The sequence below is a fragment of the Ralstonia soli genome, assembly GCF_023955655.1.
In the GTDB taxonomy this organism is placed as follows: domain Bacteria; phylum Pseudomonadota; class Gammaproteobacteria; order Burkholderiales; family Burkholderiaceae; genus Ralstonia; species Ralstonia soli.
In genome coordinates this window covers 533,154-557,626 of the sequence record NZ_JAMXHT010000005.1, presented here as the reverse complement: position 1 = coordinate 557,626, position 24,473 = coordinate 533,154, and the positions used below count along the sequence as shown (strand labels likewise).

Sequence of the window (24,473 nt, the reverse complement as noted above, 5' to 3'; positions counted from 1 at the left end):
CCGCCCTGTTGTTCCAACGGGCGCTTGGGTGCTACCGTCCGGCGCGTTTCCACATCACTGCGGTGACCGCTTCCGCGCCGGACATGTCCTCCTCCACGCCCTCCTCCCCCGCCTCGCCGTACCCCCACCTGCTCAGCCCCCTCGACCTGGGTTTCACCACGCTCAAGAACCGCGTGCTGATGGGTTCGATGCACACCGGGCTGGAAGACGGCAACCACTTCGATCGTCTGGCCGCGTACTTTGCCGAGCGCGCACGCGGCGATGTCGGCCTGATGGTCACAGGCGGCTTTGCACCCAACATTGCCGGGTGGACCAAACCGTTTGCCGGGCGCCTCGCCACGCACGGCGCAGCGCGCCGCCACCGCGCCGTGACCAACGCCGTGCATGAGGAAGGCGGCAAGATCGCGCTGCAGATCCTGCACACCGGCCGCTATGGTTATCACCCGTTTGCGGTGGCGCCCACGGCATTGCGCTCGCCCATCAGCCCGTTCACGCCGCGCGAGCTGTCGGCGCGTGGCATCGAACGCCAGATCCGCGCCTTCGTGCGCTGCGCCCAACTGGCCCGTGAAGCCGGCTACGACGGCGTGGAGATCATGGGTTCCGAGGGCTACTTCATCAACCAGTTCCTCGTCACCCACACCAACAAGCGCACCGACGATTGGGGCGGCAGCTATGCGAACCGCATGCGCCTGCCTGTGGAGATTGTCCAGCGCACGCGCGAGGCGGTCGGGCGCGACTTCATCATCATCTACCGCCTCTCGATGATCGACCTGATCCCCGACGGCAGCTCATGGGAAGAAGTCGTGCAGCTGGCCAAGGCGGTGGAGCGCGCGGGCGCGACCATCATCAACACCGGCATCGGCTGGCATGAGGCGCGCATCCCCACCATTGCGACGAGCGTGCCGCGCGCCGCCTTCGCGTGGGTAACGCAGAAGATGAAAGGCGAGGTCGGCATTCCGCTGGTCACGTCCAACCGCATCAACACGCCGGAGGTAGCGGAGGCCGTACTGGCCGATGGCTGCGCCGATATGGTCTCGATGGCGCGCCCGCTGCTGGCCGATCCGGATTTCGTGCGCAAGGCGGCTGCAAACCGCGCGCAGGACATCAACACCTGCATCGCCTGCAACCAGGCATGCCTGGACCACGCATTCAAGGCCAAGACGGCAAGCTGCCTCGTCAACCCGCGGGCGTGCCACGAAACCGAGATCATCATCCGACCGACGCCCGCCAGGCGGCGCTATGCGGTGGTGGGGGCCGGGCCAGCAGGGTTGTCGGCCTCCATCACGCTGGCCGAGCGCGGGCACGCGGTGGACCTGTACGACGCCGCGCCAGAACTCGGTGGCCAGTTGAACATGGCCAAGACGATTCCCGGCAAGGAAGAATTTCACGAGATGCTGCGCTACTTCACGCGCCGCGTGCAGACCACCGGCGTGACGGTGCATCTGGGCGCGCGCGTGGATGCGCAGCAGTTGCTGACAGGCCAATACGACGGCGTCATCGTCGCGACCGGTGTGTCGCCGCGCAACCCGAAGATTCCGGGGCAGGAGCACCCGAGCGTGCTGTCGTACATCGACGTGCTGCGCCATCGCAAGCCGGTGGGCAAACGCGTGGCGATTGTGGGCGCGGGCGGCATCGGCTTCGACGTGGCGGAGTTCCTCGCGCTCGACGGCCATTCGCCCACGCTGGACCTGCCCACGTGGCGCGCCGAATGGGGCGTGGGTGACCCGACGCAGGTGCGCGGAGGTGTCGATGGCGTCCGCCCCCAGCCACAGGCGCCCGCGCGCGAGATCATGCTGCTGCAGCGGCGCGCCGGCAAACTCGGCGCGAGCCTGGGCAAGACCACCGGCTGGATCCACCGCACGAGCTTGAAGAACCTTGGCGTGCGCATGGTGGGCGGCGTCAATTACGAGCGCATCGGCGACGAAGGGCTGCTGGTGAGCTACGGCGAAAAACGCGAAGCCGCCGAATGGTTGCCGGTCGATTCCATCGTGCTGTGCGCGGGGCAAGAGCCGCTGCGCGAACTGGTCGAGCCGCTGCAAGCCGGCGGCGCCAAGGTACACATCATTGGCGGTGCGGATGAGGCGCGCGAACTCGATGCCAAGCGCGCGATCGATCAGGGCACACGCTTGGCGGCATCGCTCTGATCACGCTGTGACCGCTGTGACCGCCGTGACGTAAAGGGGCCGCGTGCGATGTGAAGGATTTGCACCACGCGTTCCTTTTTACATGCCCACCCCGCTTTCGACCGGCCGCAAATGGCGAAATGACAACGCTCTGCGCGGTCGGCCCGGTTCTTGCGTGAAAAGGCGCATCACGCACATTCACCAGAACCGGTTTGTCCAAGAACGTCGCTCCCCAGTCTTCTGCCAACGCGGCACCGATGCCTTCACTCGATCTCGCGCGAACGGCGCTTTTGCTCGATTTTGACGGCACGCTGGTCGATATCGCACCGCACCCCGATGCCGTCCACGTCTGCCCGCCCTTGCGGGAAACGCTGGCCGCGCTGCATGCCGCCAGCGGCGGCGCGTTGGCCATCATCAGCGGGCGCACGGTGCATGACGTGGAGTCGCGCCTGTCGCTGCCCGGCCTCGTCATCGCCGGGGTGCATGGTGCCGAACGCCGCTATGCAGACGGTAACTTCGTCCGCCTGAATGCCGATGCCGATGCGCTCGCAAGACTGGAGCGCGAGTTGCGCGCGGAGCTCACGCAACTGTCCAGGCAGTTTCCCGGCGTGATGCTGGAGAGCAAGGGCATCGCCTTCGCGCTGCATTACCGCCACGCACCTGAAGCCGAAAACGCCGTGCTCACCGCGGCAGACGGGCTCGCGCGGCGCTATGCCGACCACGTACGGCTGCAGGCCGGCAAGATGGTCGTCGAACTCAAGCCGCGCGGCGCCAGCAAGGGCGACGTGGTGCATACGCTGATGACCGAGCCGCCCTTCATGGGCCGCACCGTGATGTTCGCCGGCGACGACCTCACCGATGAAAGCGCCTTCGATGCCGTCAACGCGCTTGATGGCTGGTCCGTCAAGGTGGGCACCGGCCCAAGCCAGGCGCGCTGGCGCGTGCCGGACCCCGCCGCCCTGCGCGCGTGGCTGGCTGCGCTCGCCGCCGCGGCCAAGCGAGGTGCTGCATGAGCCGGCTCGTCGTCATCTCCAACCGCGTCGCGCCCGTCACCGAGGGCCAGGGCACGGCAGGCGGCCTGGCGGTGGGGGTGTTCGATGCGCTGCGCGAAACCGGCGGCATCTGGTTCGGCTGGAGCGGCGAAACCGCGGCCACTGTGTCACACGAGCCCAGCATCGTCACCAAGGGCAACATCACTTATGCCACTGTCAGCCTGAACCGCAAGGACTACGACCAGTACTACCGCGGTTTTGCCAATGCCACGCTCTGGCCGATCTTCCACTACCGCGTCGACCTCTCGCGCTACGAGCGCCACGAGTACCACGGCTACCGACGCGTCAACGCGCAGTTCGCGCATCAGCTCAAGGCGCTGGTGCAACCCGACGACATCCTCTGGGTGCACGACTACCACCTGATCCCGTTTGCCGCGGAGTGCCGCGCACTGGGGCTCACCAACCGCATCGGATTCTTTCTGCACATTCCGTTTCCGGCGCCCGAAATCCTGACGACAATCCCGCCGCATGAAGACCTGATGCGTGCGCTGTGCGCGTACGACCTGGTCGGCTTCCAGACCGAGACCGATCGCGTGGCCTTCTACGACTACATCGAGCGCGAGGCACGCGGCTACATCGAGCAGAAGGAGCAGAACGGCCCCGTGCACGCCTACGGCCACACCCTGCGCGCGGAGGTCTACCCGATCGGCGTACACCCGGACGAGATCGCGCAGCAGGCGAAGTCATCCCTGGCGCGGCGCAACCCGTTCACGCGGCATGCGAACCTGCGCGGCGAGCGCGCGGGCAGCCAGGGCGTGGGCCAACCGACGAAGCTGATCATGAGCGTGGACCGGCTCGACTATTCCAAGGGCCTGCCCGAGCGCTTCCGCGCGTTCGAGCAGTTGCTGGACGATTTTCCGAACCACCGCCGGCACGTGACGTTCATCCAGATCGCGCCGACGTCGCGCCAGGATGTGCAGACCTATCAGCAGATCCGCCAGCGGCTGGAGGCAGAGTCGGGCCGCATCAACGGCAAGCATTCGGAGCTGGACTGGACACCCATCCGCTACATCAACAAGCAGTACGAGCGGCGCGTGCTGATGGCCTTGTTCCGCAGCGCGCAGATCGGCTACGTCACGCCGCTGCGCGACGGCATGAACCTCGTCGCCAAGGAATACGTGGCCGCGCAGGATCCGGAAGACCCGGGTGTGCTGGTACTCTCCCGCTTTGCCGGTGCCGCGCGCGAGCTGGATGCGGCGCTCATCGTCAACCCGTATGACACGCGCGGCATGGCCGAGGCACTGAACCGCGCACTGACGATGCCGCTGGAAGAACGCAAGGCGCGCTACGCCCATATGATGGATCGGCTGCGCGCGGCGAACCTGACCATCTGGCGGGAGCGGTTCGTGGCCGACCTCCGCAACGCGCCGGAACGATAGGCTCGCGACGGCTCTGGGCTTGGTTACACAAATTTCGCTTGCTATTAGATCGTACGCTATCTAATATGCACGTCATGGACGAACGCAAGCCCCACTCTCCGTACCCGAACCTCACACTCGATGTGCAGCTGTGCTTTGCGCTGTACTCGACCATGATCGGTTTGAACAAGGTGTATCGGACGCTACTCAAGCCCCTCGGCCTGACGTATCCGCAATACCTCGTCATGCTGGTGCTATGGGAACAGGACGCCCAGACGGTGTCGGCCATTGGCGAGCGGCTGTTTCTCGATTCGGCCACGCTGACTCCTATGCTCAAGCGGTTGGAGGCAGCGGGCCTGATCGAACGTCAGCGTTCGGAAACGGATGAGCGTCAGGTGATCATCTCGCTCACGAACGAGGGCCGGGCGTTGCAGCATCGTGCCAAGGACGTTCCGACCTGCATCGGTGCCGCGGCGGAATGCGCACCCGAGGAAATTGCGTCATTGCGGTCCCAATTGAATGAGCTGCGCGAGCGGCTTTTCAAGCACGCCGCCTGAAACGAAAGCCATACCCTGCGGGCGCCGCAGCGCGTCCGCTTTTTTTTGAGATAAATACATAGCACACTATTTAATAGCAAACAATTTCACTCCAGTGCCTCGACTTCGACGGTCGTTGCACTTCGCTCCCAACTTTCATCAGGAGAACTGCCATGTCGATTGAAAACGTCCTGTATCGCGCCCAAGCCAACGTCACCGGGGGTCGTGATGGCCGAGCCACCACTGCCGACGGCCGCCTGGATCTGAGCCTGTCCACGCCTCGTGAACTCGGCGGCGCCGGCGGTGAGGGCACCAACCCCGAACAGCTGTTTGCCGCCGGCTACAGCGCCTGCTTCATCGGCGCGATGAAGTTCGTCGCCGCACGCGACAAGCTGCGTATCCCCGCAGATGCCAGCGTGCAAGGTACCGTGGGCATCGGCCCGATCCCCAACGGTTTTGGCATTGAAGTGGAACTGGCAATCAGCCTGCCCGGCCTGGACCGCGAGCAAGCCCAAACGCTGATCGAACGCGCCCACATCGTCTGCCCATACTCGAACGCCACGCGCGGCAACATCGACGTGCGCCTGCGTCTGGTCTGATGACTTGAGCGACAGCGAGTCAGGCAAGCGCCCGCCGGTGTGGAATCACGGCGGGCGTTTTTTGTTCAGGCGCCCGCGCTGCCACTGCGCAGGATGGGCGCGGCGCGCTCTGGCCCCTCGTCGTCCGGCGGGCTCAGCATGCCGGCCAGCACGGCGCTCATGCGTGCCCAGTGCGAACCGGGCCAGTAGACACGCCGGCAGACATCGCAGGTGCTGAACAGGCGCTGCCGCTCGCGCACGCGCGGGGGCACGCTGGCAGCGGCCTCTTCTGGGCTCAGCATGCGCAGCGGCACATTGCATTCCAGGCAGCGAGAGAACGGCTTGGCCACATCGGCCAGGCGAAAGCGCGTCACGATCTCACGCATCTGTGCCTGCGGTTCGCGCGCGCGGATGAATGCGCCCCGGCCGATGCCGCGCCGCTTGAGCAACTCGCGGTCGCGCGACAGCACGATCCAGTCCTCCTCCAGGGCGAGCACTTCGATGGCGGCGTCGGCGTAGTTGTTGTCGTAAGCGGTATCGAAGCCGGCCATGCGCAGCAGACGCGCGGTGGCACCTAGGTGCGCGTCACACAGAAAACGCAGCGGTACGGCCGGCAATGTGGGTTGCACGCCCGACACGGCAACGTGGCCGCTTGCCGGCAACATGGCCTCCAACACGACCGGCTCGCCATCGGCCAATACGCGCCCCACCTCGGTATGCGGCACGCCCAGCGCCTCGATTGCATGCTTGAACGTGGCGCCTGCTGCCCACCCCCGCACAACAGGATGCCCGCGCAAGGCCAGCGGCAGAAGCGGCGTCAGGTCGGCATCGAACGAGAGAGAGACGAGTGGCATGCCTGCCACGATACTCCCAACCCAGCATCAGCGTTCCAACCACGCGGCTGAGTTCGGCGTCCTGAGCTCGGCGCCCCGAACTTTTTTTCTCGGCGAGAGTGGAGTTCTGAGCTCCGTGCTCCGAGCTTTTTTCTCCGCGATTGGAATTCCGAACTCGGCGCCCCGAGCTTTTTGCTCGGCGATTGGAGTTCCGAACTCGGCGCTCCGAGCATTTTTTTTCCGCAATTGGAGTTCTGAACTCGGCACTCCGAACTTTTTGCTCGGCGATTGGAGTTCTGATCTGGGGGCTCGGCAAATAAAAAACGGCGTGACCTGCTCAGTCACGCCGCAACAAGGGAGGAGAAATCAGAAGCGCGGTTTAAGCGCGCGATGCGCTGCTGCCGTTCGGATAGCTCACGTCGCCGTTCCACGACAGGTAGCCATACGTATCGGCCTGGCGGTCGGCGCCTTGGGTGTACGGGTCGAAGCGGTCACCGGCGCGAGACAGATAGCCGTACGTGTCGGCCTGGCGGTCGGCGCCTTGGCTGTACGGGTCGAAGCGGTCGCCAGCGCGGGACAGATAGCCGTACGTGTCGGCCTGGCGGTCGGCGCCTTGCGTGTACGGATCAAAGCGGCCGGCCTGCGTAGCCGCCGGTGCGCTGAAGTTGGGCTGGATCGAAGCCGCTGCGGGCTGTGCCGACAGCAGTGCGGCAGAAGCCGACACGGTGGCCACCATGGCCAGGAGAGCGCGGCGGGAGAAGGCGGAGAAGAGGCGGGAGTTCATGATCGTTTCCTTGTTCGGTTGCGCTCGTTGTTGCGCTTGGAACCCAGAATAGATCGTTGCTCCCGTCTGATAAATGCGACTTTCAGGAAAAAACTGTTCAAGCTGCGCTAACAATGTGCAGCCGTGGATTTTCCTTGAGTTGCAGGCACGGATGGTCGGCAAACAGCGTCGCCACCCAATCCACAAACACCCGCACCTTGGGCGACAGATGGCGGTTGTGCGGGTAGACCACCGACACCGGCACCGATTCCGAGACATATTCCGGCAGCACCTCCACCAGCGCGCCCGACTGCAGGTGCTCGTACACCAGGAAACGCGCGGTCTGCAGCAAGCCAAGGCCATGCAGCGCGCAAGCTGCCGCCGATTCGCCGTCGTTGACCGACACCATGCCGCGCACCTTGTGGATCTGCTTCTGGCCGTCGATCACGAAATCCCAATCCATGCGCCGGCCGTTGCGCGCAGAAAAATAGTTCACCGCCACGTGATCCTGCAGGTCTTCCAGTGTTTGGGGCGTGCCATAGCGCGCAAGGTAATCGGGCGAGGCGCAATTGACCATCGACAACTGGCCGATGCGGCGCGCAACGAGGCTCGAATCCTGCAGCTCGCCGCCGCGCACTGCGCAATCCACGCCCTCCTGCACGAGGTCGACCGTGCGATCACTCATGCCGATCTCGAGCTGAAGATCGGGGTACGCCTCATGAAAATCGCGGATACGCGGCACAAGCAACCGTTTGCCTATCGAGGCAGGAACGTCGATGCGCAAGGTGCCCCGCGCGCCGGTCGCGCTTTGCGAAAAAGCGGCTTCGGTCTCTTCCAGGTCGCCGAGCAGCCGCACGCAGCGCTCGTAATACGCGGCGCCATCGGCGGTCACGTTGACGCGGCGGGTGGTTCGGTGCAGCAGGCGCACGCCAAGATGCGCTTCGAGGCTTTGCACCAGGTTCGTCACCGTGGCGCGGGGTAACTGAAGGCTATCGGCAGCCTTGGTGAAACTGCTGGCTTCCACGACGCGCGTGAAAACCTGCATGGCCTGCAATCGATCCATCTGCGGCTCCTGAGGGTCGGATTCCACGGGGCGGGCGCACTGCCGAAATCAGAACGGCAATGCGCTGGACCTGTGAAATCTGAGGGGTGCACCCGGTCGGCGCGATCAGGAGGGCAGCGCATTGGCGGAGGAACGAATTTCCGCAGCGCAACAAGATCGGCCTCGAGCAATGACACTTTGTAGCACAACCGTAAATTCTGATTGTTCGGCTGCAACTAATAGTGATGTCTGATTATAGGCATTTATCCCCGTTCGTCTAATCACCATCATTCAGCCCATCGATATCCGGGTGATCCGCAAAGGTAAGCCCCGCCTGACATCATGGGTTCTTCTCCACCGCGCCTGGTTGTTTCGGAACGCACGTTCGCCAGCGATGCCGCATCGGCCGCTGTTCGCCCGGTGCAACCGTACGCAAGGGCCGACGCCTCAAACGTTGCACTGAATAACAATTTGCGCGGCGCAGCATCAAAACTGCCTGGGCAAATTCCATCAAGCAAGGAAACGGCCGACGCGGGGCCACTGCCTCGGGAAGTTGCCGTCGACGACTACTGGACCCAGGGCTACGCCAGCCGCATCCGCCTGCGTGTCTTCCGGCCGCAAATGCAGGCTGACGACGCTGCAGCGTCTTTGCGCAACGCGGCCGTGCTGTACCTGCATGGCGGCGGCTTCGTGCGCGGTTCGATCGACGATGCGGATGCGCCGGCCCGCTATTTGGCGGCCACGCTGCCTGCGGTGGTGGTGACGGTTGGTTATTCGCTGGCGCCGGCCGCGCCCTTTCCCGCCGCGCCCGAGGACGTGTACGCCGCGCTGTGCTGCATGGCCGACCATGCCGCCGCATGGGGGATTGATCGTCGCCGCATTGCCGTGGCTGGGCATGACGCCGGCGGCAATCTGTCGGCGGCGCTGACGATGATCGCCCGCGACCGTGGCGGCCCGAACCTGCGCGCGCAGGTGCTGATCGCGCCCATGCTGGACCCGACCATGGCCCGCGTGCGCCCCGACCGGCTGGCCGATGCCGACGCCACTGGCAAAAACGCGGCGGAGGCGTGCGCGGAGTGCTATCGCCAGTATCTGCCCCGCCCGACCGAGCGCGTGCACCCGTATGCCGCGCCGGTGGAGTCGCGCCGTCTGCATGGCCTGCCGCCCGCCCTGCTGCTGACCGCCCCGCAAGACCTGCTGCGCACCGAAGCCGAGCGCTATGCCGCCGCGCTCATCGAAGCGGGCGTCGTCACGCAGGTCGTGCGGGTAAGCGAGGTCTGTCATGAGTCGATTGCCATGAGCGCCGTCGCGCAAGACGAGATGACGTGCTTCCTGCGCTGGCACCTGGGCATGACCCGCGACGCAGCCACACCGCGCAAGCGTCGTGCACGTGCTGACCGCAAGGACCGCACGCCGCCCGAGCCAAACGGGGAAACACCCGGCTGAACCCACAACAACAAGAAACGGAGTGCGAGGCCGCGCGCGTGTTTCTACGCTGCGGCCCAAACGTTTTCCTAACTTTCCTCTTTGCTGATCCCAACGAAATCGAGAGACATCATGAGCCTGTCCAAACGCACCATCGCCATTTCGGTTGCAGCAGTGGTTGGCATTGCAGCCGTCAGTACCTACGGTCTGGTTTCCAGTGCCGGCGCCTCGCAGCAGCCGGCCGCCGCACCGGCTGCCACGCCGGTGGATGTGGCACCCGTCGTCGCGCGCAACGTGGCGGAATGGGATGAATTTTCCGGCCGCATCGAAGCCGTCGAGCGCGTGGAAGTCCGCCCGCTGGTGGGCGGAACCGTCACGGCGGTCCACTTCAAGGACGGCAGCATCGTCAAGAAGGGCGACCCGCTGTTCACCATCGACCCGCGCCCCTATGCGGCAGAAGTTGCCCGCACGCAAGCCGCGCTGACAGCAGCCAAGTCGCGCGTGGCGTACACCACGTCCGAACTCGACCGCGCACAGAAGCTGGTGGCCGACAACGCCATCGCGCGCCGCGAGTTTGAGGAGAAGGAAAACGCCGCACGCGAGGCGCAAGCCAACCTGCAAGGCGCCGCCGCCGCACTGGATGCCGCCAAACTGAATCTGGAGTACACGCGCATCGTGGCGCCGGTGTCGGGCCGCGTATCGCGCGCAGAGATCACGGTGGGCAACGTGGTATCCGCCGGCGGCGCCGCGCCTGTGCTGACGACGCTGGTGTCGGTGTCGCCGATGTACGTGGCGTTCGATGCCGACGAACAAAGCTATCTGCGCTACTCGGCCAAGGCCGCCCAGGGCGCCAAGACCCCGGTCTACATCGGCCTGGCCAATGAAGACGGCTACACGCGCGAAGGCGCGATCCAATCCGTCGACAACCGGCTGGATGTGCGCTCGGGGACGATCCGCGTGCGCGCCACGCTGGACAACGCCGACGGCCGCCTCACGCCGGGCCTGTACGCCCGCGTGCGGATGAGCAGCGGTGCACCGCACGACGCCATCCTCATCAGCGACAAGGCCATCGGCACGGACCAGGACAAGAAATTCGTGCTGGTGGTGGATGCGGCCAACAAGACGAGCTATCGCCCGGTTGTGCTGGGTGCGTCCATCGACGGCCTGCGCGTGGTGAAGTCGGGCCTGAAGGCGGGAGACCGCATCGTCGTCAACGGCATCCAGCGCGTGCGCCCTGGCGACGCTGTGGCACCCAACACGGTGACCATGGACAGCCTCGTCACCAAGCGTGTCGTGCTGCCGGGTGCACAACCTGAAGCGCCCGCTACGCCCGCCGAGGCCAAAGCCGACACCCCTGCTGCCCCCACCGCAAAGGCCGAGGCCAAGCCGGCCAACGCCAAGACCGCCGCTACCGCGCAACGCCTGCCGGCCGACCGCGCTTGATTTGCGCCTGAACCTCATCGCTCACAGCCATGAACTTCTCTAAATTTTTCGTGGACCGCCCCATCTTTGCGGGCGTGCTCTCCACGCTGATCCTGCTGATCGGGATCATCTCGATCTGGCGATTGCCGATCTCGGAGTACCCCGAGGTCGTGCCGCCTTCGGTGGTGGTGCGTGCGCAGTTTCCGGGCGCCAACCCGAAGGTGATTGCCGAGACCGTCGCCTCGCCGCTCGAAGAGCAGATCAACGGCGTCGAGAACATGCTGTACATGCAGTCGCAGGCCAACAGCGACGGCAACATGACCACGACGGTCACCTTCAAGCTGGGCACCGACCCCGACAAGGCACAGCAGCTGGTGCAGAACCGCGTCTCGCAAGCGCTGCCGCGCCTGCCAGATGTGGTGCAACGCCTGGGCGTGACCACCATCAAGAGCAGCCCCGACCTGACGATGGTGGTGCACTTGCTGTCGCCCAACGACCGCTACGACATGACGTACCTGCGCAACTACGCGGTGCTCAACGTCAAGGATCGCCTTGCGCGTATCGCCGGTGTAGGCCAGGTGCAGCTGTTTGGCTCGGGTGACTACTCGATGCGCGTGTGGCTTGACCCGAACAAGGTCGCCGAGCGCGGTCTGACGGCCAACGAAGTCGTCAAGGCCATCCGCGACCAGAACGTGCAGGTGGCGGCCGGTGTAATCGGCGGTTCGCCGTCGGTGCCGGGCACGGACTTGCAGCTGTCCGTCAACGCGCAAGGGCGCCTGAAGACCGAGCAGGAATTCGGCGACATCATCCTCAAGAGCTCGCCCAACGGCGCGGTGACGTACCTGCGCGACGTGGCCCGCATCGAGCTGGCCGCATCGGAATACGGCCTGCGCTCGCTGCTGGACAACAAGCAGGCAGTGGCCGTTCCGATCTTCCAGGCGCCGGGGTCCAACGCCCTGCAGATTTCGGATGACGTGCGCAAGACGATGGAGGAACTGAAGCAGGACTTTCCCGAAGGTGTCGACTACCGCATCGTTTATGACCCGACGCAGTTCGTCCGATCGAGTATCGAAGCCGTCACGCACACGCTGCTGGAAGCGGTGGCGCTTGTGGTGCTCGTGGTGATCTTGTTCCTGCAGACGTGGCGCGCGTCGATCATTCCGCTGCTGGCGGTGCCGGTGTCGATCATCGGTACGTTCGGTCTGATGCTGATGTTCGGCTTCTCGATCAACGCGCTGTCGCTGTTCGGGCTGGTGTTGGCGATCGGGATCGTGGTGGACGATGCCATCGTGGTGGTGGAAAACGTCGAGCGGAACATCGCCGAAGGGTTATCACCACGCGAGGCGACGTACAAGGCCATGCGCGAGGTGAGCGGCCCGATCATCGCCATTGCGCTGACGCTGATTGCCGTGTTCGTGCCGCTGGCCTTCATGACGGGCCTGACCGGTCAGTTCTACAAGCAGTTCGCGCTGACGATCTCAATTTCGACCGTGATCTCAGCGTTCAACTCGCTCACGCTGTCGCCGGCGCTCGCAGCACTGTTACTCAAGAGCCATGACGCGCCCAAGGATTGGCTGGCGCGTGCGATGGACAAGGGCCTGGGCTGGATCTTCCGTCCGTTCAACCGTGTGTTTGGTGCGGCTTCGGAATCGTATGGCCGCAGCACCTCGCGCGTGATCGGTCGCAAGGCGGTGATGCTTGGCATCTACCTCGCACTGATCGGCGCGACCGCACTGCTGTTCAACAAGGTGCCGGGCGGCTTCGTGCCGATGCAGGACAAGCAATATCTGGTGAGCTTCGCGCAACTGCCGGACGGTGCCTCGCTGGACCGCACGGAAGACGTGATCCGCCGCATGTCGGACATCGCCCTGAAGCACCCCGGCGTGGAAAGCGCCGTGGCCTTCCCGGGCCTGTCGATCAACGGCTTCACCAACAGCCCGAGCGCCGGCATCGTGTTCGTCACGCTCAAGCCGTTTGACCAGCGCAAGAGCGCCGACCTGTCGGGCGGTGCGATTGCGGGCCAGTTGAACAAGCAATACGGCGCCATCAAGGACGCGTTCATCGCGGTATTCCCGCCGCCGCCGGTGCAGGGTCTCGGCACGGTGGGCGGCTTCAAGATGCAGATCGAAGACCGGGGTTCAGTCGGCTACGAGCAGCTCTTTGCCGCCACGCAGGCCTTCATGGCAAAGGCACGCAAGGCGCCGGAACTGGGGCCGTCGTTCTCCAGCTACCAGATCAACGTGCCGCAGTTGAATGCCGATCTGGACCGCGTAAAGGCCAAGCAGTTGGGCGTGCCGGTCACGGATGTGTTCGACACCATGCAGGTGTATCTGGGCTCGCTGTACGTGAACGACTTCAACCGCTTCGGCCGCACGTACCAGGTGAAGGTGCAGGCAGACGCGCCGTTCCGCGCCCATGCCGAAGACATCCTGCAACTGAAGACGCGCAACCAGGCGGGTGACATGGTGCCGCTGTCATCGCTGCTGCGCGTGTCGCAGGGCTTCGGGCCGGACATGGTGGTGCGCTACAACGGCTACACCGCTGCCGACATCAACGGTGGCCCGGCGCCGGGCTTCTCGTCGGGCCAGGCACAGGCCGCAGTGGAACGCATCGCGCATGAAACGCTGCCCAAGGGCGTGCGCTTCGAGTGGACCGACCTGACGTATCAGCAAATCCTGGCTGGCAACTCGGCGGTGTGGATCTTCCCGATCTGCGTGCTGCTGGTGTTCCTGGTGCTGGCTGCGCAGTACGAAAGCCTGACGCTGCCGCTCGCTGTGATCCTGATCGTGCCGATGAGCCTGTTTGCCGCCATGCTGGGCGTGTGGGTCTCGCATGGAGACAACAACATCTTCACGCAGATCGGTCTGGTGGTGCTGGTGGGGCTGGCGTGCAAGAACGCGATCCTGATCGTGGAGTTTGCACGGGAGCTTGAGCTGCAAGGACGCTCCATCGTGGAAGCCGCCATCGAGGCCTGCCGCCTGCGTCTGCGCCCGATCCTGATGACGTCGATCGCTTTCATCATGGGCGTGGTGCCTTTGGTGGTGTCGACCGGTGCCGGCGCGGAAATGCGCCATGCCATGGGCGTGGCCGTGTTCGCGGGGATGCTGGGTGTGACGCTGTTCGGCCTGTTCCTCACGCCGGTGTTCTACGTGCTGCTGCGCACGCTGGCCGCACGCCGCGGCCAGCGCTCGGAGGATGCTTCGGACCGTGATCTGGACCTAGATGGCGCACTGCCTGTGCCGTCGGGTCAACACTAATCAAGACATCGCTATGAACGCGTTCAAACAACAAATGAGGCCGGGCCGCTGGACGCCATTGGCGCTGGCCGCCGCGCTGTTCCTCGCGGCCTGCTCGCTGGCCCCAACGTACGAGAAGCCAGACGTCGGTACGCCCAACGCCTTCAAGGAGGCGGCCCAGCCAGCAGACGCACCGCTGGCCGCCAGCGAGCAAGGCAAGTGGAAGACCGCCGAGCCCGCCCTGCCCGCCGATGGCGCATGGTGGAAGATCTTCAACGACCCGACGCTCGACAAGCTCGAAGCGCAGGCCGCGGAAGCCAGCCCCACGCTGGCCGCCGCTGCCGCGCGTGTAACTCAGGCCCGCGCCTTCGTGCAGGCCAACCGGGCATCGCTGTTCCCGGAACTGGATGCGGGTTTCGGCCCCACGCGCCAGCGGGGTTCGGCCGCATCGGCGGGCCTGCCGGTCGGCGCACCGGTGCAGCCGCAGACCTACTGGCGCGCACAGGCCACCGTGGCGTATGAGGCTGACCTGTTCGGCCGCGTACACAATAGCGTGAGTGCCGCCGATGCCGATGCAGAGCGTGTCGAGGCGCTGTACCGCGCGGCCCGCCTGTCGCTGCAGGCCGACGTCGCGCAGACGTACTTCAGCCTGCGCACGCTCGACGCGGAAGAGGCGTTGCTCGCCCGCACGCTGGTCGGCCGTGAAGAGGCACTCAAGCTCGTGCAGCGCCGCTTCAACACCGGCGACATCGGCGAGCTGGATGTGGCCCGCGCCGATGCTGAACTGGCCACGGCACGTTCCGACCGCATTGGCGTGCAGCGCCGTCGCGCCGTGCTCGAACACGCGCTGGCCACGCTGCTGGGCAAGGCTCCGGCCGACTTCAGCATGACGACCCAGCCGCTGGACACCATGGATGTGCGCGTGCCGGCCGGCCTTCCCTCCGCCCTGCTGGAACGCCGTCCAGACGTGGCTGCGGCAGAGCGGTCGATGGCTGCGGCCAATGCGCGCATTGGCGTGGCGCGCGCAGCATTCTTCCCGCAACTGCAGCTCACGGGCGGCTTCGGCTATGAATCGCACGACATCGGCGACCTGCTCAAGTGGGGCAGCCGTACGTGGATTCTCGGGCCCCTGGTCGGCACCGCGCTGTCGTTGCCGATCTTTGACGGCGGCGCACGCAGCGCCGGCGTGAAGCAAGCGCGTGCCGCATACGAAGAGAATGTCGCCAATTACCGCGAGAGCGTGCTGGTGGCCTTCCGCGAGGTGGAAGACAACCTGTCAGACCTGCGCCTGCTGGCCGATCAATCCAGGGCCCAGGACGATGCGGTGCGTGCCTCGTCGCGTGCCGCGCAGCTTTCGCGCACGCGGTACAACGCGGGTTCGGTCAACTACCTGGATGTGATCGATGCCGAGCGCAATATGCTGTCCGCCGAGCGCATCGGCGTACAGCTCGCGGGCAGCCGGGTGAATGCCACGGTGGGGCTGATCAAGGCGCTGGGCGGCGGTTGGGGTGACTTGCCGCCACCGGACCAAGCCAAGCCCGCAACGGTGGCGCAGCAGTAAACGTAAGGATGGCTCCCTCTCTCTGGAAAGCGAGATTCAGCGCGGCTTCGGCCGCGTTTCTTTTGAGGGACGGCGTCAGGTCAGGTCGCGTTTTTCGCGCCGCGTGCCTTCCAGCTCATCGCCCACGCATAGAAGCCGACCAGCATGCCGAACTGCAGGAACACGGCCCACAGCAGGAAGATCTGCGGATACCAGAGCATCGACCCTTTGAGCAGCACCACCGATGCCAGCGTGTACTGGAACGGGATGAACACCGTCAGATACGCCATGCCCATGACCGACAGCACGAGCTTGCGCACGAAGCCGAAGTCCAGCACGTTATAGATCAGCGCATAGAGCCACGGCGTGATCAGCACCACCACCACTGACGCCTGCATGAGCGAGCCGATCGACCCGCCGCCGTCATACGGAAAGCTCGCCGGCCAGATGAAGAAGTAGAACTGGGCGCTGGCCTGCACCACGCCAATGAAGCGCAGCCAGTACGCCAGCGGCAGCGCACGGCCACTGATGAATCGCGTACCGAACAGCAGCACCAGCGTCACGATCATGCCGACCAGCCATTGCACGGACGTGGGCAGTGCGGCATCGCTGTGCGGATACGGGATCGAGCCGAACCCCGGCACCAGCGCCTTGACGGCTGCCAGGCGAACCTGCCCTTCCAGCGCCACGTTCCAGAAGCCGATGATGCGTTGCCACAGCGCTGCCACCATCGGCCATATCGCGCAGTAGCCAATAGTCAGGGCCAACGGAATGCCTAGCACGTCGACCCAGCGCGACAACGGAAACGCCAAGCGCCGCATTGCACGGTGCATGAGGATGCGGTCGCCGCGGTAACCGATCACGCGCTTGGGTTGATGCCCGCGCACGCGGCGCTTGTCAGGCGGTGCGCCTGCCGAGGCCTCATCAGGCAACGGCTTGGCGCTCATCGGAAGCTCCAGCGGAAACCGATTTCACCGTACGTGCGGTTGTAGAAGGGGTTGTGGTAGTACTGCGCACCGATCAGCAGAAGCAGGTCGCGCGAGACGCGCTCGCGCCACTGCACGCCGTAGCTCATGCTGTTGTAGTCCGCACGTTCGCTGCCGGTGGACAACACCTGATACGCCTCGCGGGCGTGCTCCACGCGCAAGATCAGGGCGCGCTTCTCGTCATTGCCGATTGTGGCTGCGATGTACTGGCTGGGGCCGAACACCATGCCTGGATTGGCCCGATTGAAGCGCAGTCCGCCTTCGAGCACCACCGATTGGAAGTACGCCAGCGTGCTCAGCACCAGGCCCTGGTCGGAGCGGTCGCTGTCCTGTCCTTGCGCGTAGTAGGCGCCAATGCCTGCGACGAAGCGGCGGTCAGGGCCAAACTTGCGATAACCGGCTACGTCAACGCGCCACTTGGAGAACAGCTCGCTGTTGCCCGTGCCGGCACCGACGGTGACGTAATAGTCGTCCGAAAGATCGCGGGTGAGCGACAACGCGCCGTACTGCCCGGCAAAGCCGAAGCGGCTCTGGCGATCCAGCTCTGCCTGCCAGATGCCGTACGGCGTGACCATCATGCCGCGCACGGCCAGCGCGGTGGCGCCGCCGTTACCGTCGGTCATGCGACCGTTGTCGAGCACGACTTCAATAGCGGCCCGCTCGGGTGCATAGGGAGCAGGCAACGGCTGCGGCACGGTGGCGGCGTCGGCGCCTGGCGCGGGCACAGGCGTCACGGCGACGGCCGTTGCACCAGCCGAGGCGGCGGCGCCCTCCTGCGCGGCCGGTTGCCCCGGCTGAGCCTCTGCCCGCTGTGTCTGCTGTTCTTGGCCCGCTTGCGCCCATGCGGTGGGCGCCGTCATGCCGCTCATGGCTGCAGCGACCATCCACGCGATTGAAGTTCGATCCACGCTGGTATTCCCCGTCTGTTATCAATGTGGGCGCCCGCCTTTTTGAATGCATAGCCGCGGCCCTGTCCAATCTGACTGCTCCGTCTGGTCGACAGCTGGCGGCTAGCTGCCCGTCTTCAGCCTTGCTGCAACGGCAAGCTTGTTACCGGCCCCCGCCACCACGCGCCAATTGTCGCCTTCCCGGTTCACACTGGCCTGCCCATCCTCCACGCGTGGCTCGTCATAGCGATCCACCGGAAACAACCAGGTCAACTCGTTCAATGTTTGCGGGTTCTCTGCGTTCAGGCGCAGATCACCGCGCGCCGATGTTACCTGCCATACGGTCTTCTCCCGCCGCTCGGCAAACTCGGCCATCTGCGTGATGGTGTGCCAGCGGAACCGCTTGCGCGCCTCTTGCGCATCGGCTGCGTCCATCAGCGCGTCGATAGCATGCAGGTAGCGCACCGCGCCCGGCGGGTGGAAATAGATCAGGCGGACCTCGCCCGTGTCGGTGGTGAACTTCACCAGCGACGTGAGCCACGCCGCAATCTCCGGCTCGGGGATGCTCGACATATACGCTTCTTCAATGGTCGAGTACTGGCCATATGTCTGGACCGGGAACGACCAGATGTGCTCGTCTCGCCGGCCGTTGCGATACGTGCGCGTAGGGCCCTGGCCAATGTTGCCCGTGAAGTAGTAGCCCTTGACGTTGTGCTCGTCCAGCCAGCGTGTCGCCCATTCGGGTTGATTGCCGGTAGGCGCGGAATACTCGGTCTGCGGCTTGCCGGTCAGCGCCTGAATGGCGTCTGCGTTCTTCTGCAGATAGGTCTCCATGCTGGCCTGGTTGTCTTCATTCACGGTCAGGCCGAACCAGTCGTGAATCCAGCCGCCATGGCTGCCCACCTCGTGGCCCTGCTGCATCAGGCCATGCACCACATCTGCAAACTCGGGGTTGTTGGCGAGGTCCACGCCCAGGCCGTCGCCAAACTGGCGCTGGTCGGGGCCTGCGGTAATGTGGAAGCTGAACGGGCCGCGCTTGAAGACGCCGTCTTTGATCAGCTTATCGGTCGCGTCGATACAGATGCGCGCATCGCAGTGCCAGTTCAGCACCAGGCCGCCCACACCCTGCGGTGCCGGTGACAGGCGCGGCTGCTCCAGCATGTGGCCGGCAAAGTAGCTCAGGAAACCGTGCATCAGCACGCCGTCGGTCCGCAGTTTGAGATACGTCAGCGGCAGGTTGACAAACAGCACGGCGCCCTTGCCCACCGCGCGCTCGCCCGCGATGACGGAGTTGTCCTCCGAGCGCAGCAGCACCGTGCCGGCATAGTCGCCACGTGTCTGCAGGGTCGGATACTGCAGCATGTCCCGCCCGTAGCCCGACAGCACGGCACGCCCATCGGCGACGATCCACCGGCCCGGCGGGATGTGCAGATCGGCCATCACATCGGGATCGCCGTAGACAGTCGCCTGGGCCTCCATCTTTGCGCGCAGGGCTGAATAGAAACCGTACTGCACGCCGGCCAGCGTCGACATGCGCGAGGCGCCGTCTTCGTAAAAGCCCTTCTCGTTGAGGATGCCCGCGTCATAGACCTGCATCAGCGCGCCGCCGTTCTGCACAAACTGGCTGATCTGGTTGATGAGCGCGGTGGTCATCGAACGGTGCACGGTGTCAGGCAGGATCACGCCCGCGAACGTGCGCTCACCGTTCAACCCATGGCGCACGAACTCCGACGCCGACATCGTGCGCAGGCGTACGCCCTCTTCCAGTGCGGCGTCCTCCCAAGCCTGGACATAGACGCGGTTGTCCTTACCCACGTTGTCGGGCACCACCAGCACGATGTCATCGGACTGCGGCCGGCCGGGGCCGGCACTGAGATTACGCGCCAGCAGCAACGCGCACGCCACGAAGGCAACCAGGATCAGCAGACCAGCCAGGCGCTTGCCCCAGGTCGTCTTGGAAGTCATGTTCATTGGGAAACAGCCAGTGCATGCGAGAGCCCGACAAGCGCGCCCTCTTCCATCAAATTCCAGCGGCCTGCCGCACGCCATTGCGGCGCGGCCTGAAGCCACTTGAGCGCAGTCTGCGCATCACCCAGCTTGTAGGCGGCCCACGCGATCATGCCCCACGGGAAAGGGTCTGCCTGGCCGGACAGCCATGCCTGCCCGTAACGGACCTTCCACACCGCCCATTTGCGCTGCGCGGTGGGGATGGCCTCCAGGCCATGAACCCACGGGTAGACCGGCGCCACCGCCGTTGGATAGAACCCGTACGGCACAGGCGGCAGACTGACGCGTGCGGGATCGAGCGCGCCATTCAACTGATAGCCGTAGGCCTTTGCCAGGCCGTCCATCAGTTGCTTGTTCGACGGCAGCAAAGCTAGCTCCAGCGCGTATTGCAGCGACGCCCTGGGATCGGCACGCAGCCAATTGAGCGAGCCGATCACTTCCACGTTGTCGGCAAAGTAGGCTGCCGGCCCATCGGCGAACGCCTGGAAGGTGGTGCGCGTCGGGTCCCACAGCGCGGTCAGGTGCAGCAGCGAGCGGCTGCAACTCGCCAGCAGTTGCGGTGGGCCGTGCAGGATCTCGTTGACGAGCAGGCACCAGAACGCAGCCTGCGAGTCGTCCGCATCGGCTTGGCCGCAGACCGTCCAGCCGTTTGCGCCACTTGTAGCGCTCGTACCGTTTGTGCCGCTGCGGCAGATGCGCGGGAATGCGCCGTTGGCCTGTTGATACGGCAGCAGCCAGTTAGCCAACCCCACGGCAGGCGCCTGCACATCAACACCCAGGCGATGGGCCACCAGCAACGCCTCGATGGCGACGTAGGGCTCCACGTAATCGCCTTGGGCGAATACGGTCATCGCTCCATCGGGCGTGATGAAGTCTTCAAACATCGTCGCCCCCTGAGCGGTAGCCGTCCACAGGACCAAACCTGCTAACACAGCGCTCCAGTGGCGGACACAGCGGTTCCAGAAGGCGACCATGCGAACCTCCTTACCCTTGCACTCGGGCAAACTCGTGCGCGGTGATCACGCCATGCACGACACAACCCGGCGAGACGAACAAGCGGTTGCACACGAGCGTGGTGGGCGCATCCGGACGGCCGATGCGGCAGTTCGGGCCAAGCACGATATCTTCAAAGCCGATCAACGGGCCGAGTACAGCGCTGCCCGCGCCGATCTCGAGATTCTTGCGTGCCGAAAGCGTTCCGGCAATGCGCACGCCCTCACCCGTGCGCAAGTGTCCGTGCGTCTTGATGCTGCCTTCGAGCACCGTACCGCCCGAGACACGGCAATCGCCGCGCACGACGTAATCGCCATCGGTGGCATTGTCCGTGGACAAGGTGGCTTCGCCGTCCAGTACGCGACGCTCGGTTGCCGGCTTGGGCAAGTCCACCGGGTGCGCAGCGCCGCGGGTATCGCCAAACATCACATCACTGGCGCTGGCACGTTCGAAATGCGCGGGGGCAGCCATCACGATGTGTTCCTGCGCCGTGACGCGGCCCTCGATGCGCACATTGGGCGAGAAGCGGACATTGCGGCCATGCACCCAGCGCTGCACCACCACGTTTTCGCCGAGTTCGATATCGCCCTCGGCCAGGCAGGCGCGCAGGCGGGTGTCGCGCTCGACGGCCACATCCTGCTCGACATACAGATCGGCGCGCACACGGCTGCGCGAACCCAGCCACGCATTGCCGCGAAAGACCACGATGTGGTTGCCCTTGCCCAGTGCCCGCTTCAACGCCGCCTGCTCGTCCGGGGCCAAGCCACGCGGATCCCGGCCGACACTGAGTTCCGCGCTGACGGGCACCTGGTATGCAGTGCCCGCGGTGCGCATTGCATCAACGTCGACGCCATACTGATCCTGCAGCCGGCGACGAAAGCTGTTGGCGAAGAACGTGAGATTGTTCGGCTGGTCACGCCGCATTGGCAGCGGCGCGGAATCCGTCGGGCGCAGCCACTCCGACAATGCCGGCAGGAACGGCAGAACCAGCAGGCCCGCCACAGAACCGCCCAGCAGCAGAAGGTTTCCGATCATGTGCGCTCCGAACCGGTGCGGGCGCGGCCGATGGGGCCTTCGCCGTCCATGATGCTCACCACGTCGGAGGTTTCGGTGCGAAAGCGCTCGGTCTTGTCCCACACCAGTTCGCGCTTCTTCCAGGCGTCGATCATCTGCGTCACCCCGGCGCGCGAGATCGTCATCATGCTGACCAGGAAGCCGAACAGATTCAGCGGCAGCAGGCGGATGCGGTTGCGATGCCCGTCGAGGTACGTGGCCGCCGCAATCTCGAAGAACGCGGCATTGGTGCCCAACCCGCCGTAGCACATCAGCGCGGCCAGCAGCACCCAGCCCGAGACCATGGACTGCGCCGCCACGTAGAACAGGACGACCGCCACCACCCAGCCAAGCAGCTGCACCATCGGCATGATGAAGATGAGCAGCAGCAACGCGCCGTCGAGCCGCTCCAGCTTGCCGATCCGATCGTTGGCGAGCAGCTTGCGGATGTTGTTGACCATCACCTGGTTGTGGCCGCGCGACCACCGGCTGATCTGCTTGAGACGCACGGGCCAGACTTCGGGCACTTCCTCGTAGCACTCGGAGCGGTTCTGGTAGACCGTCTTCCAGCCGTGCTGCAGCAGGCGGAACGTCACGTCGGTGTCTTCGGCCAGCGTGTCGATGTTCCAGCCGCCGATATCGTCCAACGCGCGACGGCGCACGCCCCCCACGGTGCCGCCGTATTGGGGCACCAGGCCCAGGTTCATGCGGGCGGTCTGGTCCACCTGATAGCCGCCGGAGCGCTCCAGGTCGAGCAGGCGCGTCAGCAGGTTGGCCCCGGCATTCACGGGCACCACGCGGCCCATGATGGCGCCGACTTCGGGGTCGAAAAACGGTGCCACGAGCTGCTTGATCAGGCCGCGCGCCGGCAGGTAGTCGGCGTCGAACACGATCATGATCTCGGCATCGATCAGCTGCGTCGCATCGCGCAGCGCGGCCGCCTTGCCGGGCCGGCCTTCGGTGCGGTGGAACCGTTGAAAACGGCCCGGATTGCGCGCCGCGATCTCGTCGATGATCTCGCGCGTGCGGTCTTTCGAGCGGTCATTGACCGGCATGATGGTCAGTTTGTCCTGCGGGTAGTCCACCTGCAGCAGCGCATTGAGGCAGTCGGCAATCACGCGCTCTTCATTGTGCGCGGCCACGCAGACGACCACGCTCGGCCACAGCCCCTGCTCGATATCGAGATACGGCTGGCGCTGGCGGCCAAACAGTCGGTTCAGCGTGAACAGGTAATGCCGCGCGGTGTAGATCACCAGCAGCATGACGATGCAGAGCAGAAGAACCTGCAGGATATCGATCGCAAGGGCAGACATGATCGTGATCGCCTTTCGGTCAGGCGGCTTCGCGCTCGTCGTCCATGCCGCCCATGTCGCCCAGGAACTCCTGGACGAACCCGCCCCCCAGGGCGGACACGATGCGCTGCGAAGCCAGCCCATCGCCATACGGGTTCAGGTGCTGCGAGAACGCGCGCCATGCGTCGTCGTTGTCGTACAGGTGGTTGACGGCACCCACGATGCTGTCCACCTCCGTACCGACCAGGCGCACAGTGCCGGCCTGCACGGCCTCGGGGCGCTCCGTTACGTTGCGCATCACGAGCACCGGCTTGCCCAGCGACGGCGCCTCTTCCTGCACGCCACCCGAGTCCGTCAGGATCACGTGGGCGCGTTGCATCAGCCGCACGAAGCGCGCGTAATCCAGCGGTTCGATCAGGTGCACGTTGGGCAGGCCCGCCAGCGCCGTCTGCACCGGGCCGCGCACGTTCGGGTTCAGGTGGATCGGGTAGACGATCTGGATGTCGTCGCGGCGTGCCAGCGCGGCCAGTGCCTCGCAGATGTTGGCGAAGCCGGGGCCAAAGTTCTCGCGGCGGTGGCCCGTCACCAGCAGCACCTTGCGATCGTCCTGCAGGAACGGGAAGTGCGCATCCAGTTCGGCGCGGAAGGCGTCGTCCTTCAGGATGCGTTGCGTGGTCTGCAGCAGCGCGTCGATCACGGTGTTGCCCGTCACCAGGATGCGCCCGCCCAGGTTCTCAGCCAGCAGGTTGCGGCGCGACGATTCGGTGGGCGCAAACAACAGGTCGGCGCAGACGTCGATGGTGCGGCGGTTCATCTCTTCTGGCCACGGCTGGTACAAGTCGCCCGTGCGCAGGCCGGCTTCCACGTGGCCGATGGGAATGCGGCGATGGAATGCCGCCAGCGCCGACATCATGGCCGTGGTGGTATCGCCATGCACGAGGATGCGGTCGGGACGCACCGTCTCCAGCACGTCGTCAAAAGCTGTCAGCAGGCGCGCGCTGAGTCCGTTCAGTGTCTGGTTCTGCGTCATCAGTTCCAGGTCGTACTGCGGAACGATGTCGAACAGGTCCAGCACCTGCTGCAGCATCTGCTTGTGCTGCCCCGTCACGCACACGACCGATTCCATGGCGGACTGCTCAGCTAGGACCTTGACGAGCGGCGCCATCTTGATCGCTTCGGGGCGCGTACCGAAGACGGAGAGAATTTTCATAACCGGATAGAAAGGGCACGGCATGCACGACGCATGCGCATACAGGACTGACGAGGCGGAAAATCGGTGGACGCCACCTCTGCTCTCCTGCGACTGTGGGCGTGGAAATCGGGCGTCGTGCAGGCCGCGATTTTCTC

General features: G+C 65.1%; 19 protein-coding genes. 9 read left to right on the top strand and 10 right to left on the bottom strand.

The window, feature by feature from the left end:
• The first annotated feature begins 83 nt into the window (after positions 1-83).
• From NG900_RS15655 to NG900_RS15635, 5 genes are all read left to right on the top strand, one after another.
• Entirely contained in the window at positions 84-2,144 is a 2,061-nt protein-coding gene (locus NG900_RS15655) for an NADPH-dependent 2,4-dienoyl-CoA reductase (protein WP_252682009.1), read from the top strand.
• A 191-nt stretch (positions 2,145-2,335) separates the two neighbouring features.
• Positions 2,336-3,136, top strand: a complete 801-nt coding sequence (gene otsB / locus NG900_RS15650) for a trehalose-phosphatase (protein ID WP_315862374.1) — start codon at positions 2,336-2,338, stop codon at positions 3,134-3,136.
• Entirely contained in the window at positions 3,133-4,554 is a 1,422-nt protein-coding gene (gene otsA, locus NG900_RS15645; protein ID WP_252682005.1) for an alpha,alpha-trehalose-phosphate synthase (UDP-forming), read from the top strand. The genes otsB and otsA overlap by 4 nt, the downstream gene beginning before the upstream one ends.
• A 74-nt stretch (positions 4,555-4,628) precedes the next feature.
• Complete coding sequence (locus tag NG900_RS15640) at positions 4,629-5,090, top strand: MarR family winged helix-turn-helix transcriptional regulator (protein WP_252682003.1); 462 nt, start codon at positions 4,629-4,631, stop codon at positions 5,088-5,090.
• A gap of 152 nt (positions 5,091-5,242) precedes the next feature.
• Positions 5,243-5,668, top strand: a complete 426-nt coding sequence (locus NG900_RS15635) for an organic hydroperoxide resistance protein (protein ID WP_252682001.1) — start codon at positions 5,243-5,245, stop codon at positions 5,666-5,668.
• A gap of 65 nt (positions 5,669-5,733) precedes the next feature.
• On the opposite strand, the gene NG900_RS15630 is transcribed toward NG900_RS15635, so the two are convergent.
• The 3 genes from NG900_RS15630 to NG900_RS15620 all read right to left on the bottom strand — a co-directional run bounded on the left by NG900_RS15630 (position 5,734) and on the right by NG900_RS15620 (position 8,306).
• Positions 5,734-6,501, bottom strand: coding sequence for a Mut7-C ubiquitin/RNAse domain-containing protein (locus tag NG900_RS15630; protein ID WP_252681999.1), 768 nt, complete (start codon positions 6,499-6,501; stop codon positions 5,734-5,736).
• 358 nt (positions 6,502-6,859) lie between these two features.
• The gene (locus tag NG900_RS15625; RefSeq protein ID WP_252681997.1) at positions 6,860-7,264 is read right to left on the bottom strand and encodes a hypothetical protein; all 405 of its coding nucleotides are present in this window, start codon (positions 7,262-7,264) and stop codon (positions 6,860-6,862) included.
• Positions 7,265-7,361: 97 nt separating this feature from the next.
• Entirely contained in the window at positions 7,362-8,306 is a 945-nt protein-coding gene (locus NG900_RS15620) for a LysR family transcriptional regulator (protein WP_252681995.1), read from the bottom strand.
• Between the two features lie 321 nt (positions 8,307-8,627).
• Between NG900_RS15620 and NG900_RS15615 the strand changes: the two genes are divergently transcribed.
• From NG900_RS15615 to NG900_RS15600, 4 genes are all read left to right on the top strand, one after another.
• Positions 8,628-9,731, top strand: a complete 1,104-nt coding sequence (locus tag NG900_RS15615; RefSeq protein WP_252681993.1) for an alpha/beta hydrolase — start codon at positions 8,628-8,630, stop codon at positions 9,729-9,731.
• 111 nt (positions 9,732-9,842) lie between these two features.
• Positions 9,843-11,153, top strand: coding sequence for an efflux RND transporter periplasmic adaptor subunit (locus tag NG900_RS15610; RefSeq protein WP_252681991.1), 1,311 nt, complete (start codon positions 9,843-9,845; stop codon positions 11,151-11,153).
• Between the two features lie 29 nt (positions 11,154-11,182).
• Positions 11,183-14,389 (top strand): efflux RND transporter permease subunit, encoded by a 3,207-nt coding sequence (locus tag NG900_RS15605; protein WP_252681989.1) that lies wholly within the window; start codon positions 11,183-11,185, stop codon positions 14,387-14,389.
• 13 nt (positions 14,390-14,402) lie between these two features.
• Positions 14,403-15,929, top strand: coding sequence for an efflux transporter outer membrane subunit (locus NG900_RS15600; protein WP_420804156.1), 1,527 nt, complete (start codon positions 14,403-14,405; stop codon positions 15,927-15,929).
• A gap of 80 nt (positions 15,930-16,009) precedes the next feature.
• Here the strand turns inward: NG900_RS15600 and NG900_RS15595 are convergent, their stop codons facing one another.
• The 7 genes from NG900_RS15595 to wecB form a co-directional block, all read right to left on the bottom strand.
• Complete coding sequence (locus NG900_RS15595; RefSeq protein WP_252681987.1) at positions 16,010-16,855, bottom strand: hypothetical protein; 846 nt, start codon at positions 16,853-16,855, stop codon at positions 16,010-16,012.
• A complete protein-coding gene (locus tag NG900_RS15590; protein ID WP_252681984.1) occupies positions 16,852-17,802 on the bottom strand; it encodes a YaiO family outer membrane beta-barrel protein in 951 nt (316 codons plus the stop codon). Before NG900_RS15590 ends, NG900_RS15595 begins: the two co-directional genes overlap by 4 nt.
• Positions 17,803-17,904: 102 nt before the next feature.
• The gene (locus NG900_RS15585) at positions 17,905-19,746 is read right to left on the bottom strand and encodes a polysaccharide deacetylase family protein (RefSeq protein WP_252681982.1); all 1,842 of its coding nucleotides are present in this window, start codon (positions 19,744-19,746) and stop codon (positions 17,905-17,907) included.
• Positions 19,747-19,748: 2 nt separating this feature from the next.
• A complete protein-coding gene (locus tag NG900_RS15580) occupies positions 19,749-20,672 on the bottom strand; it encodes a hypothetical protein (protein ID WP_252681980.1) in 924 nt (307 codons plus the stop codon).
• A 100-nt stretch (positions 20,673-20,772) separates the two neighbouring features.
• Positions 20,773-21,816 (bottom strand): hypothetical protein, encoded by a 1,044-nt coding sequence (locus NG900_RS15575; protein ID WP_252681978.1) that lies wholly within the window; start codon positions 21,814-21,816, stop codon positions 20,773-20,775.
• Positions 21,813-23,147 carry a glycosyltransferase family 2 protein gene (locus NG900_RS15570; protein WP_252681976.1) on the bottom strand — a complete coding sequence of 445 codons (1,335 nt, stop codon included), beginning with the start codon at positions 23,145-23,147 and terminating at the stop codon, positions 21,813-21,815. The genes NG900_RS15575 and NG900_RS15570 overlap by 4 nt, the downstream gene beginning before the upstream one ends.
• Before the next feature lie 19 nt (positions 23,148-23,166).
• The gene (gene wecB / locus NG900_RS15565) at positions 23,167-24,336 is read right to left on the bottom strand and encodes a non-hydrolyzing UDP-N-acetylglucosamine 2-epimerase (RefSeq protein ID WP_252681974.1); all 1,170 of its coding nucleotides are present in this window, start codon (positions 24,334-24,336) and stop codon (positions 23,167-23,169) included.
• Positions 24,337-24,473 lie beyond the last annotated feature (137 nt).